This is a genomic window from Marinobacter sp. HL-58 (assembly GCF_001314605.1).
Lineage (GTDB): Bacteria > Pseudomonadota > Gammaproteobacteria > Pseudomonadales > Oleiphilaceae > Marinobacter.
The window spans coordinates 474459-489904 of record NZ_LIHP01000016.1 but is presented as its reverse complement, the minus strand read 5'-3'; the positions used below and the strand labels follow the sequence as shown (position 1 = coordinate 489904).

Here is a 15446-nt window from a genome sequence, read left to right as displayed (position 1 = left end):
CCTTTAATCAAAGGATCTGTGTAAAAACGTAAACCGCTAGCCCTTTTCATGAGTAAACATGAGGGAAAGCGTTTGCATTGGCCTCAACGTCACGGTTTTGACGGCGCGTGGGTTAGGTTTGAGTGAGGAGGTATCCGTATAATGCGTATAAAGGCCGATAACGCTGACAATTACTGAACCGGGCAGGTTTTTGATGGCATCCAGACCCAAAAGCACCTCCGTCGCACGTATAAAGACCGGAAGCTTCGAGCGCCGGCTCTCCCTTACAAGGGCCGGACTCTTTGCCGGTACGCGGATGGCTTCCCACATGGCCACCAACTGGTTTGGCAGCAAGGACAAGCGGGATGCCAGGCATCGCGCCATGCTGTCCAGCCAGGCTGAATTCCTGGTGGACGAACTTGGCAAGCTCAAAGGTAGCGTGGTCAAAATCGGACAGGTGATGGCCCTGTATGGCGAGCACTTCCTGCCGGAAGAAGTGACCGAAGCGCTGCACACCCTCGAGGACCAGACCACCTGGCTGGAATGGCCGTCCATTGAGAGGGTGCTGAAAGACGAGCTGGGTACCCGGCGGCTGGCAGAACTGGAGGTGGACCCCGATCCGATCGGTGCCGCTTCCCTGGGGCAGGTTCATCGGGCACGGCGGCGAAGTGACGGGCTGGAGCTGGTGCTGAAGGTCCAGTATCCGGGTGTCGACGAGGCAGTCGACAGTGACCTGAATTCGGTTGCCCAATTGCTCAGGGTTGCGCGGCTGGTTTCTTTTGGCCCGGAGTTCAACGACTGGCTGGAAGAAGTGCGGGACATGATGCACCGGGAAGTGGACTATCGCCTTGAGGCCACCACCACGGAGAAATTCCGGCAGATGTTGTCGGGTGATCCCCGTTTTGTGGTGCCCCGCGTCCTGGAAGAATATTGCACGGCCCATGTGATTGCCTCTACCTACGAACGCGGGCATTCCGTGAGTTCAGTGGCGGTCAGGGAGTTGCCCCTGGAACGCCGTAGTGAGCTGGGCCGCGCTGCGCTGGAACTGTTTTTCAGGGAGCTGTTTGTCTGGGGAGAAATCCAGACGGATCCGAACTTCGGCAACTATCGCATCCGTATTGCCGGTGAAAGTGGCGCCGACAACGAGCATGATCAGATCGTGTTGCTGGACTTTGGTGCGGTGCAGGCCTATTCGGCAACGTTTCTTGATCCGGTTATCCAGATGATCCGGGCCTCCTACGAGGGAGACCTTGAGGCGGTCATTGATGGTGGCGTGAAGCTCCGCTTCATGAGCCGGGAATGGCCAACGGATGTGTTGGAAAAGTTCGGTTCGGTCTGTATGTCCGTGCTCGAGCCTCTATCGGGGGACCGGAGTGCATGGCCGGAGTATGCCATCAACGACAAGGGGCAGTACCGCTGGAAACAGAGCGATCTGCCATCCCGGGTTGCCCGCCAGGCGGCGAAGTCTGCCATCAGCCGTTACTTCAAGGTGCCGCCGAAGGAATTTGTCTTTCTCAACCGCAAGTTGATCGGTGTGTACACCTTTATTGCTGTACTCAACGCCGAGTTCAACGGCGAGGACCTGCTGCGTGAATACCTCTATGGCGACCCGGGGGCTCCGGACGCCTCCAGTACCAGCCAGATAACAAAGGCGTAGCGTATACCCTTTCCGATACCCACCAGCACCACGAAGTTGAGCCAGGGGACGCGCATAATGCCCCCCACCAGGGTCAGGGCGTCGCCACCAATGGGCAACCACCCCATGAGCAGGGACCACTGGCCATAGCGATTGAAGCGAACCCGGGCTTTCTCCAGCTGGATTTCAGTGATGGGAAACCAGCGTTTGTGCTTAAAGCGATCTACCTGCCTGCCGATAACCCCATTAATCACCGAGCCGGCGGTATTACCTGCGGTGGCCCAGAACCAGATCCACCACAGGGAATAGCCTTGCGTGACCATACCGCCGAGCAGTAATTCGGAGTAGGCCGGCAGCAGTGTTGCGGCGGCCAGAGCGGTCATGAAAAGGGTTAGATAGGCCAATGTGACTCCTCGAAATGAATACCGTCAAGCCCGAATGGCGCCGGAGCCTCCAGGGGCACTACGCTGAAAATGTACTTCCGTATCAAGACAGGTTGTCGTACCGATGAAAAAGCTGTCCCTTCGCTTCAAGCTTTACGCCCTTGTTATCACCCTGCTGCTGGTTATGGGAATCAGTATCGTCGTGACCGCGCAGCTGTCCCTGGGGCAGATGGAACAGAGAATTACCTCCGAAACCCGTGAAACCGTTCAGGATATGGCCATCGAACGTCTGAGCGCCACCGCAGGCCAGTATGGCGAGTTGGTCAGCGGCCTGTTTGCAACAGCCTACCGGACGCCGGAAGTTGTCCGCAATGTGGTTAGCCGTAATATCCAGGCCGACAGCTCCGGGCGTATCAGCCGTATCGACCTGCAGGAAACCATCGGGGCAATACTGGAGGAGCAGAACAGCCTGAGTTCCATCTACGCCCAGTTCGAGCCCGATGCCTATGATGGCCAGGACCGTTACTTCACAGACGGCGTGGAAGAGCACAGCAGTGATGAAGGCACGCTGGAGATCTATTACTACCGTACACCGGAGGGAGATGTAAGGTTCAGCCGCACCGAAGACCCCGCCACCAAGTATCTGGACGAGCGTAACGAGTTCGGAATTCGCGAGGCGGAATGGTACCTGTGCTCCAGAGATTCCGGGAAGCCCTGCATCATGGAACCCTACGAATATGAAATCGAGGAGGGCTATTCCGAGCTGATGACCAGCCTGGTGGTGCCCATCCTCAGGGGCGACGAGTTCGCGGGTGTGGCCGGGGTTGATATCAACCTGTCGACGCTGCAGGAAACCGTCCAGAGGGTCAGCCGGGAGCTTTATGATGGTGAGTCCCGGGTTACCCTGCTCAGTAACAAGGGGCTGATTGCTGCCTCCAGCCACTACGGCGAGCACCTGGGCCGGCCACTGTCGGATGCGCTGCCGGAACAGGCCGATGAATACACATCCCTGCACCGTGGCGATGGCACCTACGACGACGGGCAAACCCTGGCGGTGTCGTACCCCATCGAAATTGCCCTGCCGGATACCGAATGGTCGCTGCTGATAGAGCTGCCCCGTGACATAGCCCTTGCGGATGTGGCCGAGATTACCGGACTGCTGTCCAGCGAGGTCGATGCCACCGCAGGGCGGCAGACCATGGTGGGTGTGCTGGTATCGATTGTCGCGATTCTGGTGCTGGTGGTGCTGGTGAGGTCGGTCACCAGGCCACTCAATGAGATTCGCGACCGCATGAAAAATCTGGCCAGCGCGGAGGGTGATCTGACCCGGGAGCTGGATATCGACACCCATCAGGAACTGATAGAGCTCGCCGGCGGCTTCAATCGCTTCCTCGGCCGGCTGCGGGAAATGATCAATGACCTGAAAGAGGTCAACAGCCAGGTCAGCCAGCAGGCCGCCGATGTGGGCGCGATTGCCGGAGAAACCGACGACCAGACCGAGCGTCAGCACCAGGATATCGAGAGCGTTGTCACCGCCATGAACGAGATGTCAGCAGCCGCGGGCGAAGTTGCAGGGTTTGCGGGGGAAGCCGCGGAAAACGCCCAGATGGCCCAGGACGGTATCCGCTTCACCCAGGATACACTGACTGCAGCCCTGGATGGTGTCAGTGCGCTGGCCGGGGATATGGACGAGGCCAGCACCGCTATCGGACATGTGGCCACCCGCAGTGAGGATATCAACCGCATTCTTGAAGTCATCCGTGGTATTGCCGAGCAGACCAACCTGCTGGCCCTGAACGCCGCTATCGAAGCGGCCCGGGCCGGGGAACAGGGCCGGGGTTTTGCCGTTGTGGCGGACGAGGTCAGAACCCTTGCTTCCCGCACCCGTGAATCGACGGACGAAATCAGCCAGATGATTGATGGCCTGCAAGCGGACGTGAATGGTGCGGTCAATGTGATCCAGAGTGGTGTTGACCGGGCAACCCGGGCGGTTGATGGTACCCGTGAGGCAGACCACTCACTGGCTTCGGTGGTCGAGCGTATCGCAACGATCGTGGAGCATGTGACCCATGTGGCGACAGCGGCAGAGGAGCAGAGCAGCGTCAGCGAAGAAATCAACCAGAACCTCACCCGTATCGGCGATGCCGCCAATGATCTGCGGGCTCTCTCGCAACGGGTCAGCAGCAGCGGGCGAACTCTGGATGAGCAGGTGCGCACGCTGGATTCCGAGCTGAGCCGCCTCAAGACCTGATCAGGCCCGGGCTGGAAGGATAAGCGTCAGCAGAGGGTATATCGTCTGTTGCTATCGGTATCATTCAGCCCATCAATTTTATTTTTCGCCAAACATGCGATCATAATGGCGCTTATCCGAGGCTGTGATGGCCCGCCTATTTTCCGGACCAGGAGTTGAATTATGGAGCAAGTCACTATTTTTGGCCGCGCTTCCTGTGGTTTCTGTACGCGTGCAAGGCAGCTTTGCGAAATTAACGATCTTCCCTATCGCTACGTCGACATCGTTGAAGAGGGGATCAGCAAGGAAGACCTTTCGAAAACCATTGGCAAGCCGGTTTATACGGTTCCACAGATTTTCGTGGGCCAGGAGCATGTAGGCGGCTTTGATCACTTTTCCGAATACCTGGAAAGGGCTGGCACCTTCGCCGGCTGAGCTCCAATCCAGAAAAAAAGGGGCGCCCCGGATAATCCGGCAGCGCCCCTTTTTGTTGCCTGCTGGTTGTGCCGGCAGGCCGGTCAGAGCTGGAAGTCGGCCTTCAGTTTCTTTTCAATCAACTGGTTTTTCAGCTTCGCCACGCGTGGCAGGCCATTATCGAAGGGCGGGAAGCTCTCACCGTAAATCAACGGCTCCAGGTAGTCGCGGCAATCCTGGGTGATGCCGTAGCCGTCATCGGTAATGAAGTGGATCGGCATTTTCTTTTCCTGGTTGGCAACGTCTGCCAGAGGCGCCTCGCCAATATGCCAGCGATAGGGCCGTGACTGTTCACGGACAATCGTGGGCATCAGCGCCTGTTTGCCGGCCATGGCCATCTCCACGGCTACCTCGCCAACCTTGTAGGCCTGCTCGACATCCGTGGCGGAGGCGATATGGCGGGCGCTGCGTTGAAGGTAGTCGGCAACCGCCCAGTGGTACTTGTGGCCCAGGGCCTGGCGCACCATGTTGGCCAGGGCAGGGGCTACGCCACCAAGCTGGGTATGGCCGAAGGCATCCTTGGCGCCGGCGTCCGCCAGGAAGCGGCCGTCTTCGTACTGGGCGCCTTCGGAGGCGACCACCACGCAATAACCGTATTCCTTGACGCAGAAATCCACCCGCTCAAGAAAGCGCTCCCGCTCGAACGGAACTTCCGGGAACAGAATAACGTGGGGAGGCTCGCCCTCTCCCTTGCCGGCAAGGCCGCCCGATGCCGCAATCCAGCCGGCATGGCGCCCCATGACTTCAAGGATGAATACCTTGGTGGAAGTTTCGCACATGGAACGGATGTCCAGGCTGGCTTCCAGGGTAGATGTGGCAATGTACTTGGCCACAGAGCCAAAGCCGGGGCAGCAGTCGGTAAAGGGCAGGTCGTTGTCGACCGTTTTGGGAATGCCGATGCAGGTAATCGGATAGCCCATCTTTTCGGCAAGCTGCGATACCTTGTAGGCGGTATCCTGGGAGTCTCCGCCGCCATTGTAGAAGAAATAGCCGATATCATGGGCGCGGAACACTTCGATCAGCCGCTCGTATTCCCGCCTGTTCTCGGAGAAATTTTTCAGCTTGTGGCGACAGGACCCGAACGCACCGCCGGGGGTGTGGATCAGGGCCTGGATCTCGTCGTCTGTTTCCAGGCTGGTATCGATCAGTTCTTCTTTCAGTGCGCCGATAATACCATTGCGCCCGGCGTAGACCTTTCCGATCCGGTCCGGGTACTTGCGGGCGGTCTGAATGACCCCGCAGGCACTGGCGTTAATGACGGCGGTCACACCGCCTGACTGGGCATAGAATGCGTTTCTGGTGGCCATTTCCGGCTGGTGCCTCCTGCAGTTTCATCGATTGCGGCAGATGATACGCCAATCGCTGTTTTTTTTCATGGCATCAAACGTCGTAAGGAACGCTTGACGACCTGTGCTCTATACGGGACGCTTTGCAGGTTTCATCCAAGAGGTCGATAACCGAATGCATATTCATATCCTGGGAATCTGTGGCACCTTCATGGGCAGCCTGGCTGTGCTGGCCAGGGAACTCGGGCACACCGTGACCGGCTCCGATCAGGGGGTCTATCCACCTATGAGCACACAGCTGGAAGCCCAGGGTATCGGCCTGATGGAAGGTTACCATCCTGACAACCTCAAGCCCCGGCCAGACCTGGTACTGATTGGTAACGCCATGTCCCGAGGGAATCCGGAGGTGGAATCGGTACTGAACCAGAATATCGACTACATGTCCGGTCCGGAATGGCTGGCCCGGGAGGTACTGCGCCATCGCTGGGTGCTGGCAGTGGCCGGCACCCACGGCAAAACCACCACAACCGCGATGCTGCTCTGGATCCTGGAGCAGGCGGGCTTCGAGGCCGGCTATCTGGTGGGTGGCGTGCCCAACGATTTCCCGGTGTCAGCCCGGCTGGGAAACAGCGACTTCTTTGTGATTGAAGCGGATGAATACGACAGCGCCTTTTTTGACAAGCGCTCGAAGTTCATTCACTACAGGCCACACACCCTGATCCTCAACAACCTGGAGTTCGATCACGCCGATATTTTCGACAATGTGGAGGCTATCGAGCGCCAGTTTCACCATCTGGTCCGAACCGTTCCTTCCCGGGGGCTGATCATACGCCCGGCACTGGACACCCATCTCGACCGGGCCCTGGAACTGGGCTGCTGGAGTCCCGTCCAGGCTACATCGGTGGGTAGTGAAGTGCCCTACATGGCGGATTGGCGTGCCGAGTTACTGGCAGAGGATGGCAGCCGCTTCATGGTGGTTCACCACGAGCAGCCGGTTGCCACGGTAAGCTGGTCGCAGACCGGGCTGCACAATGTCCGTAACGCCCTGGCCGCCATCGCTGCGGCTCGCCATGTGGGGGTGACGCCGGACCATGCGGTTGCCGCTCTGTGCCGGTTTTCCGGGGTCAAACGCAGGATGGAGTTGCTGGCGGAGATCGACGGTGTTCATGTCTACGACGACTTTGCCCATCACCCCACCGCCATTACCACCACCCTTGAAGGGTTGCGCAACAAGGTGGGGGAGGAGACGATCCTTGCCCTGATCGAGCCCCGTTCCAATACCATGCAGCAGGGGGTACACAAGCAAACCCTGCTGCCCAGCGCGGCAGCGGCCGACCGGGTGATCTGGGCCAACCTGAATCAGATGGACTGGCTGCCCGCGTTGATCGAAGGCCACAACGCCACCACGGAAGCGCCGGGGCGGCACTGCGTGGAGTCCACCGTTGATGCCCTGATTGGCCGGGTTCTGGAACAGGTGTCTGGCCCCTGCCATATTGTCATCATGAGCAATGGTGGGTTTGGTGGCATTCATCAGAAGCTGATCGCGGAACTTGAACGTAAAACCGGCTGACAGGGCGCTTGCCTCCAGCCAATCGGGAAACCTCAGCATGACAGCAGCATCAGAAAACCAGCGGGTGATCAATCTGGCTTTTACCGGCGCCTCCGGCGCACAGTATGGCCTGCGCCTGCTCCAGTGCCTGGTAGCCGCAGGCTGCCGGGTGCATGTGATGGTCAGCAAGGCCGCCCAGGTGGTCATTGCTACTGAAACAGAGCTGAAGCTGCCAGGAAACACCCCCGCCATGCAGGAAGCGCTTGCCAGTTATGCCGGCGCCGATCCGGGGCAGGTGCTGGTATTCGGGCGGGAAGACTGGTTTTCGCCGCCGGCTTCCGGATCCGGTGAGAAAGCGCCGCTGGTGATTTGTCCGTGCAGTACCGGCACCCTTTCCGCGCTGGCTACCGGGGCCAGCAATAACCTCATTGAGCGTGCCGGTGATGTCGCCCTGAAGGAGCGCCGGCAACTGATTCTGGTACCCCGGGAAGCCCCGTATTCCGAGGTTCACCTGGAAAACATGCTGCGCCTGACCCGCATGGGTGCGGTCATCATGCCGGCCAGCCCCGGCTTCTATCACCAGCCGCAGTCGGTAAATGATCTGGTGGATTTTATCGTCGCCCGGTTGCTGGATCACCTGGGGCTGCCCCAGGCGCTGGTGCCCCGCTGGGGCGAGGAACGGCTGAAAGCGAAGCACTCCGACTGATCTGCCCGGCGATGGTTTTGGCCAGCCCGATTGATGTTTTTCATCATTGAGCGAAAACCCCGCTCCCCCGAGACTTGGTGAACGACAACCACAAGACAGTCATTCACCGAGGTTCACCATGATTCCACGCACACTCTTCGATGCCGACCTTGAAGGTTTCCGGGATTCCGTCCGCAAGTTTCTGCAGCAGGAAGCAGCGCCGTACCACGAACAATGGGAAAAGGACGGCCAGGTCAGCCGCGAGCTGTGGACCAAGGCCGGGGAGCTTGGCTTTCTCTGCCCCACCATGCCGGAAGAGTATGGCGGGGTAGGTGCGGATTTCCGTTACAGCGCGGTGATCATGGAAGAGGTATCCCGGGCCGGCCTGTCCGGCATCGGCTGGACTCTGCATTCGGACATTGTTGCCCCCTATATCCTCAACTATGGCTCCGAAGAGCAGAAACAGTATTACCTGCCGAAACTGGCCACGGGGGAGATGATCGGTGCCATCGCCATGACCGAGCCTGGCGCCGGCTCCGATCTCCAGGGGGTAAAAACCACGGCGGTGAAGAGCGACACCGGCGACCACTACGTGCTCAATGGCTCCAAAACGTTTATCACCAATGGCCAGCTGGCGGATCTGGTGATTGTGGTGGCCAAGACGGATCCGAAAGAAGGCGCCAAGGGCACCAGTCTTCTGCTGGTGGAAAGCGCCTGGGAAGGTTTCGAGAAAGGCCAGAACCTGAACAAGGTGGGGATGAAGGCCCAGGATACCTCCGAGCTGTTCTTTCAGGATGTGAAGGTGCCGGCCGACAAACTGCTGGGCTCCATGGAAGGCCAGGGCTTTTTCCAGTTGATGTCGGAGCTGCCCGCCGAGCGTTTGCAGGTGGCGCTGACCGCGGTCGCCGCAGCAGAAGCCGCCTGGCAATGGACCCTGGATTACGTCAAGGAACGCAAGGCCTTTGGCAAGCCGGTGATCGCGTTCCAGAACACCCGCTTCAAGATGGCGGAGATGAAAGCGGAGATCACCGCAGCCCGGGTGTTCTGTGACCGTTGCCTGGAGCTGCACCTGGAAAAGAAACTGGATATCCCCACCGCCGCCATGCTGAAACAGCACACCACCGACCTGCAATGTAAGGTCATGGACGAATGCGTCCAGCTTCACGGTGGCTATGGCTATATGTGGGAATACCCCATTGCCCGGGCCTGGGCCGACTCCCGGGTGCAGCGCATCTATGCCGGCACCAACGAGATCATGAAAGAGATCGTTGCACGCTCGTTCTGAGCCGCGCCGTGTTTCGATGGCGCGTGGACGGGGGTTCCCGTCCACGCGTTTTCGTTACCAAAGTTTACAAATTGCCAAACCTATCAAGGTTCCCCGGGTGAACATCCCCTAAAGTAGCGGCACAACCTCTAACAAGGATAATGGTTGCCGCAATGAAACGCCTGCTCCCCATTTCAGTTACCCTGTTTACGCTTGCCCTGGCCGGTTGCGGTGAGGAATCCGACGAGTCACCGGTGGACGGCCGCGATTTTGACGCTGAAAACTTCAGTGAGCCGGCACCCTATACCGGGCGCGTGATTGACGGCTATCTGCGCAATGCCCGCGTCTGGCTGGATATGGACGGCGACGGCCAGTACACCGCGGGGCCGATGACCATTGAGAACAGCTCCGGCACGGAAATTACCCTTGAAAATGGCGAACCCACGGCCATGACCGGCGAAGATGGCAAGTTTGCCCTCGACATCTCCGAGCTGGTGCAGGATCCCCTGGTATCACCCGACATTGATCCGCGGGATTATCCGCTGTTTGCGGTCACTCTCCCCGGCCAGACGCTGGAACAAACCCGTATCGGCGAGGTGGATGTGGACGTCGCCTACATCCTCAGCGCACCTCCGGGCGTTCGTAATGTCACACCGCTCAGCACATTGGTGCGCCAGCGCCGGGTAATCGGTGTGCAGGATCTGACCGCCACGACTAACGAGTTGTCCGATGCGCTGGGGAATGTGAACCTGGTCAGCGACTACGTAAAATCCGGAGACCACCGGGCCCATGCCTATGCCCGTGCGTTCGCCCGCTTTCTGGGGAGTCAGTTTCCGGAGAGCACTGCTGAACAATTGCGCGATAGCGACGGTCTGGAGTGGTATTTGAGCAAGGAGGCGGCTTATTTGCTGGGCGTATCTTTTGTCCGGAACGCGCTGGACGTGGTCAAGGCGGTTGACGAAGCCGCGCCCCAGGGTAACTACGAGAACGTCGATGTTGACGACCTGGGTTTGCCGGAAGTGCCTATTGAGCTGGAGGATCCTGTGATACTTGAGCGGCAAACGGTGCTGGCACAGAGTGAGGATGAAGGTGGCCTGCCGGCATCCATGTCCAACCTGAGCGTTTCGGCGGAGCTGGTATTCGATTACTCGGAAGATGGCCGGGTGAAGTCTGTTACGGCGCACGGTTGCATGAAGCCGTCGCTGAGAGAAATTGCCCGCCTGGTCGCAGCAGGAGGAAAGATTGCCGATACCGGTATTCAGTGGATCCCGGGCATCTCCCTGTCCGAGCAGAGTGCCATATTCTACAAAGATGAAGGGGCCGACGAGCGCCTGGTATTTGACTGGCAGAAGGGTGAGGCAACGTTTGAAAGTGCCACCACCTGCCATCCGGAACTCGGGCCCTCCTCCACGGAGCTGGGCGGTCCCGCGGATATAACCTATGAGTGGGACGTGGCTGATGCAAAGGTTCAGTCTGTGACCGCAACCTCAGACGGGAAGACTGAAGTGCTGGAACCTGACAACCTTTCAGTGCTGGAGCCCGATGAAGACGAGCATCGCGACCCCTTTTTCGGCTTCACTCGCACCGTCAGCGTTGAGGGGGAAGAGGATCAGGAAGAGGTTGTAACTTTGGGCAGCATGGACGACTGCGAGAGCACAATTGAAGAAGATGACCGCGATGCTCCACTGGTGGTATCCGCCAGGCAGCCATTTACCGTATCAGGCTCTATCACGCAGCCGGACGGGTTTGATTCCCTGGCGCTGGAGTTTGATGACCGCGATGAGCGGGGGCGTCTGCTCCGGTTCGGTTTTCAGGACGAGACCCTGGGCGTCGACAACCCTGACGGTTTCGACTGGGCATTCTACTACCCCTCTGAAGCCTCGAATGATTATGTGGAGGACCAGCCCAACCTGATCGCCACCGCCTTTCTGAACGAATATGGCGGCAGCCGGGACTGTGGCAGGGTGTTTGAAAGGATGCCCTCTGCAGCTTATGCCAGGGTCGACTACACCTATCAGCGGCTTTCCGAATATCTTACAGGGCTGGTGGAGTAGGCCGGAGACTCCTCGGGTAACACCGGGGAGTTGTCGCATCAAGGCCAAGGAAAGGCTGCGACATGTGCGTATCTGGATTTCGGAAATTTAACAGTAATTCAACACTTCCTGAGGGAGGAAGTGGTGCCGAGGAGAGGACTTGAACCTCCACGGGGTTGCCCCCACTAGCACCTGAAGCTAGCGTGTCTACCAATTTCACCACCTCGGCAGGTGATTTGCAGTCTCTCCGGTGGGGATTCAAAAGCGTTAGCTTGTTGAATTTCCGGTATTTCTGCCCCGGCGACAGGCAATGCCGTCAACCGATGGCGCGTACTTTAATCATTCGGAAAAACGCTGTCAAATATTTTTTGCCGGCCAATGCCGGTTTTTGCACCTATTTTTGTTCGCCGGTTAGGCAGGCAGCCGCTGGCGGCGTTATACTCTCCGGCAAATGCAAAATAACGACCGGTTTCCATGGGGAAGTCGGAATTAAGGATACGAATGGTTTCCAGGAAAAAGACAGATAATGACCCTTACGCCCAGCGTGAGGCCAGCAAATACGACAACCCGATCCAGAGCCGCGAGTTTATTCTCGATCACCTGAAAGAGCGGGGCGCGCCGGCCACTCATGAAACCCTGTGCGAGGAACTGGGGCAGAACTCTGAAGAGGGCATAGAGGCCCTGCGCCGGCGGCTGATCGCCATGTGTCGCGACGGGCAGCTGATCTGTAACCGCCGTGGAGCCTATCTGCCCATTGAAGAGGCTGACCTGGTAACGGGGCGGGTGACAGGGCACAAGGACGGGTTCGGGTTTCTGGTTCCGGATGATGGCGGCTCGGATCTGTTCCTGACGGCCCGCCAGATGCGCCAGGTTTTTCATGGCGACCGGGTCGCGGCGCGGGTAGACCGGGTGGACGACCGTGGCCGCCGCGAGGGTGTGATTGTCGAGGTGCTGGAATACCGTACCCACCAGACCGTTGGTCGCCTGTTCCAGGAAAGCGGCATCTCCTTCGTGGTGCCTGAAAATGCCCGCATCAACCACGAGGTTCTGATCCCCGCCGAACATATTAACGGCGCGCGCCACGGCCAGTACGTTGTTGTGGACATCCTGCGCCAGCCCACCGTGCGTACCCAGCCCACCGGCAAGGTGGTCGAAGTGCTGGGCGAGCATATGGCACCGGGCATGGAGATCGACGTTGCCATCCGCTCCTATGACATCCCCCACAGCTGGCCGCCGGCAGTGGGTGAGCAGGCGGCGGGCATTCCCGAGGAAGTCACCGAGAAAGACAAGCAGAACCGGGTGGACATCCGCAACCTGCGCCTGGTGACCATTGATGACGAATCCGCCCGTGATTTTGACGACGCTATTTATTGCGAGCCCCGTCCGCGCGGGGGGTATCGCCTGCTGGTGGCCATAGCGGATGTGTCCCACTACGTACGCCCCGGGACTCCCCTGGATGAGGAGGCGATCAATCGTGGCAATTCGGTGTATTTCCCCGACCATGTGGTGCCGATGCTGCCGGAAAAGCTGTCCAACGGCCTGTGTTCACTGAACCCGGGCGTGGACCGGCTGTGTATGGTGGCAGACATGACCATCAGCGCTGCCGGGGCCATCAGTGGTTACACCTTCTATCAGGCGGTGATGCACAGCCATGCGCGGCTGACCTACAACAAGGTCAGCGACATGCTGGAGCGGCCGGATTCCGAGCCGGGGTACCGGCTGTCGGAGCAGTACGCTCACGTTCTGCCGCACCTGCATAATCTCTACAACCTCTACAAGTTGCTGCGCAAGGCCAGAACCGAGCGGGGTGCCATCGATTTTGAGACCACGGAAACCAAGGTGGTGTTCGATGCAAACCGCAAGATCGAGGAAATTGTTCCGGTCCAGCGCAACGATGCCCACAAGATTGTCGAGGAATGCATGCTGGCGGCCAACGTCGCCACCGCGCGTTTCCTCAAGAAGCACAAGGTGCCGTCGCTGTATCGCGTTCACGACGGCCCCTCGGAAGAGCGTCTTAATGCAGTGCGGTTGTTTCTCAGCGAGCTGGGCCTGCAGCTGGGCGGTGGCGACAAGCCGACCTCGGCAGATTACCAGGAGCTGTTGTCCAGCATTTCCGACCGCTCTGACGCCAACGTAATCCAGACCGTGATGCTGCGCTCTCTCAGTCAGGCGGTGTACAGCCCTGATGAGGGCGGTCATTTTGGCCTTGGCTTTTCCAGCTATGCCCATTTCACATCGCCGATCCGCCGCTATCCGGACCTGATCGTGCACCGTGGTATCAAGTCCGTGGTGCATGGCGAGGAAGGCAGCAAGGATGTGGTTGTTCCGCCAAAACGGGACCCGGAGCTTGCGGATTACCCCTACGATACACCCCGTATGCATCAGCTGGGTGAGCACTGCTCGATGACCGAGCGCCGGGCCGACGATGCCACGCGCGATGTCATGGCGTGGCTCAAGTGTGAGTACCTGAAGGATCATGTCGGCGAGGAGTACGATGGCGTTATTGCCGCGGTCGTACCATTCGGTTTCTTCGTGGAGCTGTCCGGGGTTTATATCGAAGGGCTTGTCCATGTATCGACGCTGAGCGGTGACTATTTCCATCATGACTCCGCCAAGCACCGCCTGATTGGCGAGCGTACCGCCATGAGTTTCCGCCTGGGTGACGATGTCCGGGTGAAAGTGGTGCGGGTGGGCATGGAAGACCGCAAGATTGATCTTGAGCTGGTGAGTGATCCCCAGCACCGCCAAGCGGACCGGGATGCCCTGGAAATCACCAAGCGCGAACCCAGAGACAAGGGTAAAGGCAGGGGCAAGGGTGGAAAAGCCGCTGCTGGACGAGGGTCCAGGAGTGCCCGGGATAAAGGGGATAGGGGTGGCCGCGACAACACCGCGGATGCACCGGCAAAGCCCCGTCGCCGGAAAGGTTCAGCGCCGAAGTCAGCCGGCAAGTCCCAGGGCTCCGGGGAGGCGGTACCCACATTCGAGGATGATGGTGAGTTGTCAGCCCGTGACAAGCTGGTGGCGGAAGCCGCCAAGCTGGCCCTCGGCAAGGGTAAGGGCAAGAAGGCAACGGGCAAGGCTGCCGGAGCCGACAAGAAACGAAAGCCTCGCAAGTCAGGAAAATAAGCCGTGTCTGAAGAGTTTATTTTTGGCTGGCATGCGGTTGAAGCCGTTCTCAAGCGTGAGCCGGAACGGTTGCAGCAGGTCTGGATCCAGACCGGCCGGGAAGATCGCCGGGTTAAAACCGTTACTGATGCGCTGAACGAGCTGGGGGTGCGCTGGCAGGTGGTGCACCGGAAGGAGCTGGATCAGCGGGTTGCCGGGGTTCACCAGGGCATTGTGGCCGCCGTGTCCGAAAGCCGCGAATGGAGCGAGGACGATCTGTTCGCCATGCTGGCCGCTTCTGGCAAGCCTCCGTTTCTGTTGATTCTGGACGGCGTCACTGATCCCCACAATCTGGGGGCCTGCCTGCGCACCGCCGATGCAGTAGGCGTGCAGGCTGTGGTGGTGCCGAAAGACAAGTCCGCGTCATTGTCTCCAACGGTTCGCAAAGTCGCCTGCGGGGCTGCGGAAACAGTGCCACTGGTGCGGGTGACAAATCTTGCAAGGTTCATGCGAACCATCAGGGATGATGGTGTCTGGCTGATCGGCACTGCAGGCGAGGCAGACAGTACCCTTTACCAGGCGGACTTTACCGGCCCGGTCGCGCTGGTGATGGGTGCCGAAGGCAAGGGTATGCGGCGGCTGACCCGCGAGCATTGTGACCTGCTGATCAACATTCCCATGCTGGGCCACGTGGACAGTCTCAACGTTTCCGTCGCCACCGGTGTTTGCCTCTACGAAGCTTTGCGCCAGCGGCTTGCATAGTGCCCTCCACACGCCTAGAATACGTGACCCCCTTTTTCAGGGGGCGGTTCTGTATTGCCT

At 59.1% G+C, this 15446-nt stretch carries 12 protein-coding genes and 1 tRNA gene; 9 read left to right on the top strand and 4 right to left on the bottom strand.

All coding sequences use genetic code 11. From position 1 onward, the window contains the following. Positions 1 to 193 precede the first annotated feature (193 nt). Positions 194 to 1636, top strand: coding sequence for an AarF/ABC1/UbiB kinase family protein (locus HLUCCO03_RS14750; protein WP_027831120.1), 1443 nt, complete (start codon positions 194 to 196; stop codon positions 1634 to 1636). Here HLUCCO03_RS14750 and HLUCCO03_RS14745 read toward each other — a convergent pair. Next, on the bottom strand, positions 1579 to 2019 hold the full coding sequence (locus tag HLUCCO03_RS14745; protein ID WP_027831121.1) for a YqaA family protein: 441 nt from the start codon (positions 2017 to 2019) through the stop codon (positions 1579 to 1581). The two genes, HLUCCO03_RS14750 and HLUCCO03_RS14745, sit on opposite strands and share 58 nt — an antisense overlap. A 103-nt stretch (positions 2020 to 2122) precedes the next feature. Between HLUCCO03_RS14745 and HLUCCO03_RS14740 the strand changes: the two genes are divergently transcribed. Continuing rightward, positions 2123 to 4249: a methyl-accepting chemotaxis protein gene (locus HLUCCO03_RS14740; RefSeq protein WP_027831122.1), complete on the top strand. Its 2127-nt coding sequence runs from the start codon at positions 2123 to 2125 to the stop codon at positions 4247 to 4249. Between the two features lie 162 nt (positions 4250 to 4411). Further along, positions 4412 to 4663, top strand: coding sequence for a GrxA family glutaredoxin (locus HLUCCO03_RS14735; RefSeq protein ID WP_027831123.1), 252 nt, complete (start codon positions 4412 to 4414; stop codon positions 4661 to 4663). 83 nt (positions 4664 to 4746) lie between these two features. On the opposite strand, the gene HLUCCO03_RS14730 is transcribed toward HLUCCO03_RS14735, so the two are convergent. Continuing rightward, positions 4747 to 6009 carry a 6-phosphofructokinase gene (locus tag HLUCCO03_RS14730; RefSeq protein WP_027831124.1) on the bottom strand — a complete coding sequence of 421 codons (1263 nt, stop codon included), beginning with the start codon at positions 6007 to 6009 and terminating at the stop codon, positions 4747 to 4749. Positions 6010 to 6163: 154 nt separating this feature from the next. On the opposite strand from HLUCCO03_RS14730, the gene mpl reads away from it, so the two are divergent. From mpl to HLUCCO03_RS14710, 4 genes are all read left to right on the top strand, one after another. Next, positions 6164 to 7558 (top strand): UDP-N-acetylmuramate:L-alanyl-gamma-D-glutamyl-meso-diaminopimelate ligase, encoded by a 1395-nt coding sequence (gene mpl, locus HLUCCO03_RS14725; protein ID WP_027831125.1) that lies wholly within the window; start codon positions 6164 to 6166, stop codon positions 7556 to 7558. 37 nt (positions 7559 to 7595) lie between these two features. Continuing rightward, positions 7596 to 8243: a flavin prenyltransferase UbiX gene (locus HLUCCO03_RS14720; RefSeq protein WP_027831126.1), complete on the top strand. Its 648-nt coding sequence runs from the start codon at positions 7596 to 7598 to the stop codon at positions 8241 to 8243. Positions 8244 to 8361: 118 nt separating this feature from the next. Then, a complete protein-coding gene (locus HLUCCO03_RS14715) occupies positions 8362 to 9507 on the top strand; it encodes an acyl-CoA dehydrogenase family protein (protein ID WP_027831127.1) in 1146 nt (381 codons plus the stop codon). Positions 9508 to 9659: 152 nt separating this feature from the next. Next, positions 9660 to 11540 (top strand): hypothetical protein, encoded by a 1881-nt coding sequence (locus HLUCCO03_RS14710; RefSeq protein ID WP_027831128.1) that lies wholly within the window; start codon positions 9660 to 9662, stop codon positions 11538 to 11540. Between the two features lie 121 nt (positions 11541 to 11661). Here HLUCCO03_RS14710 and HLUCCO03_RS14705 read toward each other — a convergent pair. Together HLUCCO03_RS14705 and HLUCCO03_RS14700 are read right to left on the bottom strand one after the other, a co-directional pair. Next, a tRNA-Leu gene (locus HLUCCO03_RS14705) sits at positions 11662 to 11748 on the bottom strand. A 106-nt stretch (positions 11749 to 11854) separates the two neighbouring features. Next, a complete protein-coding gene (locus HLUCCO03_RS14700) occupies positions 11855 to 11995 on the bottom strand; it encodes a hypothetical protein (protein ID WP_155939885.1) in 141 nt (46 codons plus the stop codon). Between the two features lie 25 nt (positions 11996 to 12020). On the opposite strand from HLUCCO03_RS14700, the gene rnr reads away from it, so the two are divergent. Continuing rightward, complete coding sequence (gene rnr, locus HLUCCO03_RS14695; protein WP_027831129.1) at positions 12021 to 14645, top strand: ribonuclease R; 2625 nt, start codon at positions 12021 to 12023, stop codon at positions 14643 to 14645. 3 nt (positions 14646 to 14648) lie between these two features. Beyond that, positions 14649 to 15386, top strand: a complete 738-nt coding sequence (rlmB, locus tag HLUCCO03_RS14690) for a 23S rRNA (guanosine(2251)-2'-O)-methyltransferase RlmB (RefSeq protein WP_027831130.1) — start codon at positions 14649 to 14651, stop codon at positions 15384 to 15386. Positions 15387 to 15446 lie beyond the last annotated feature (60 nt).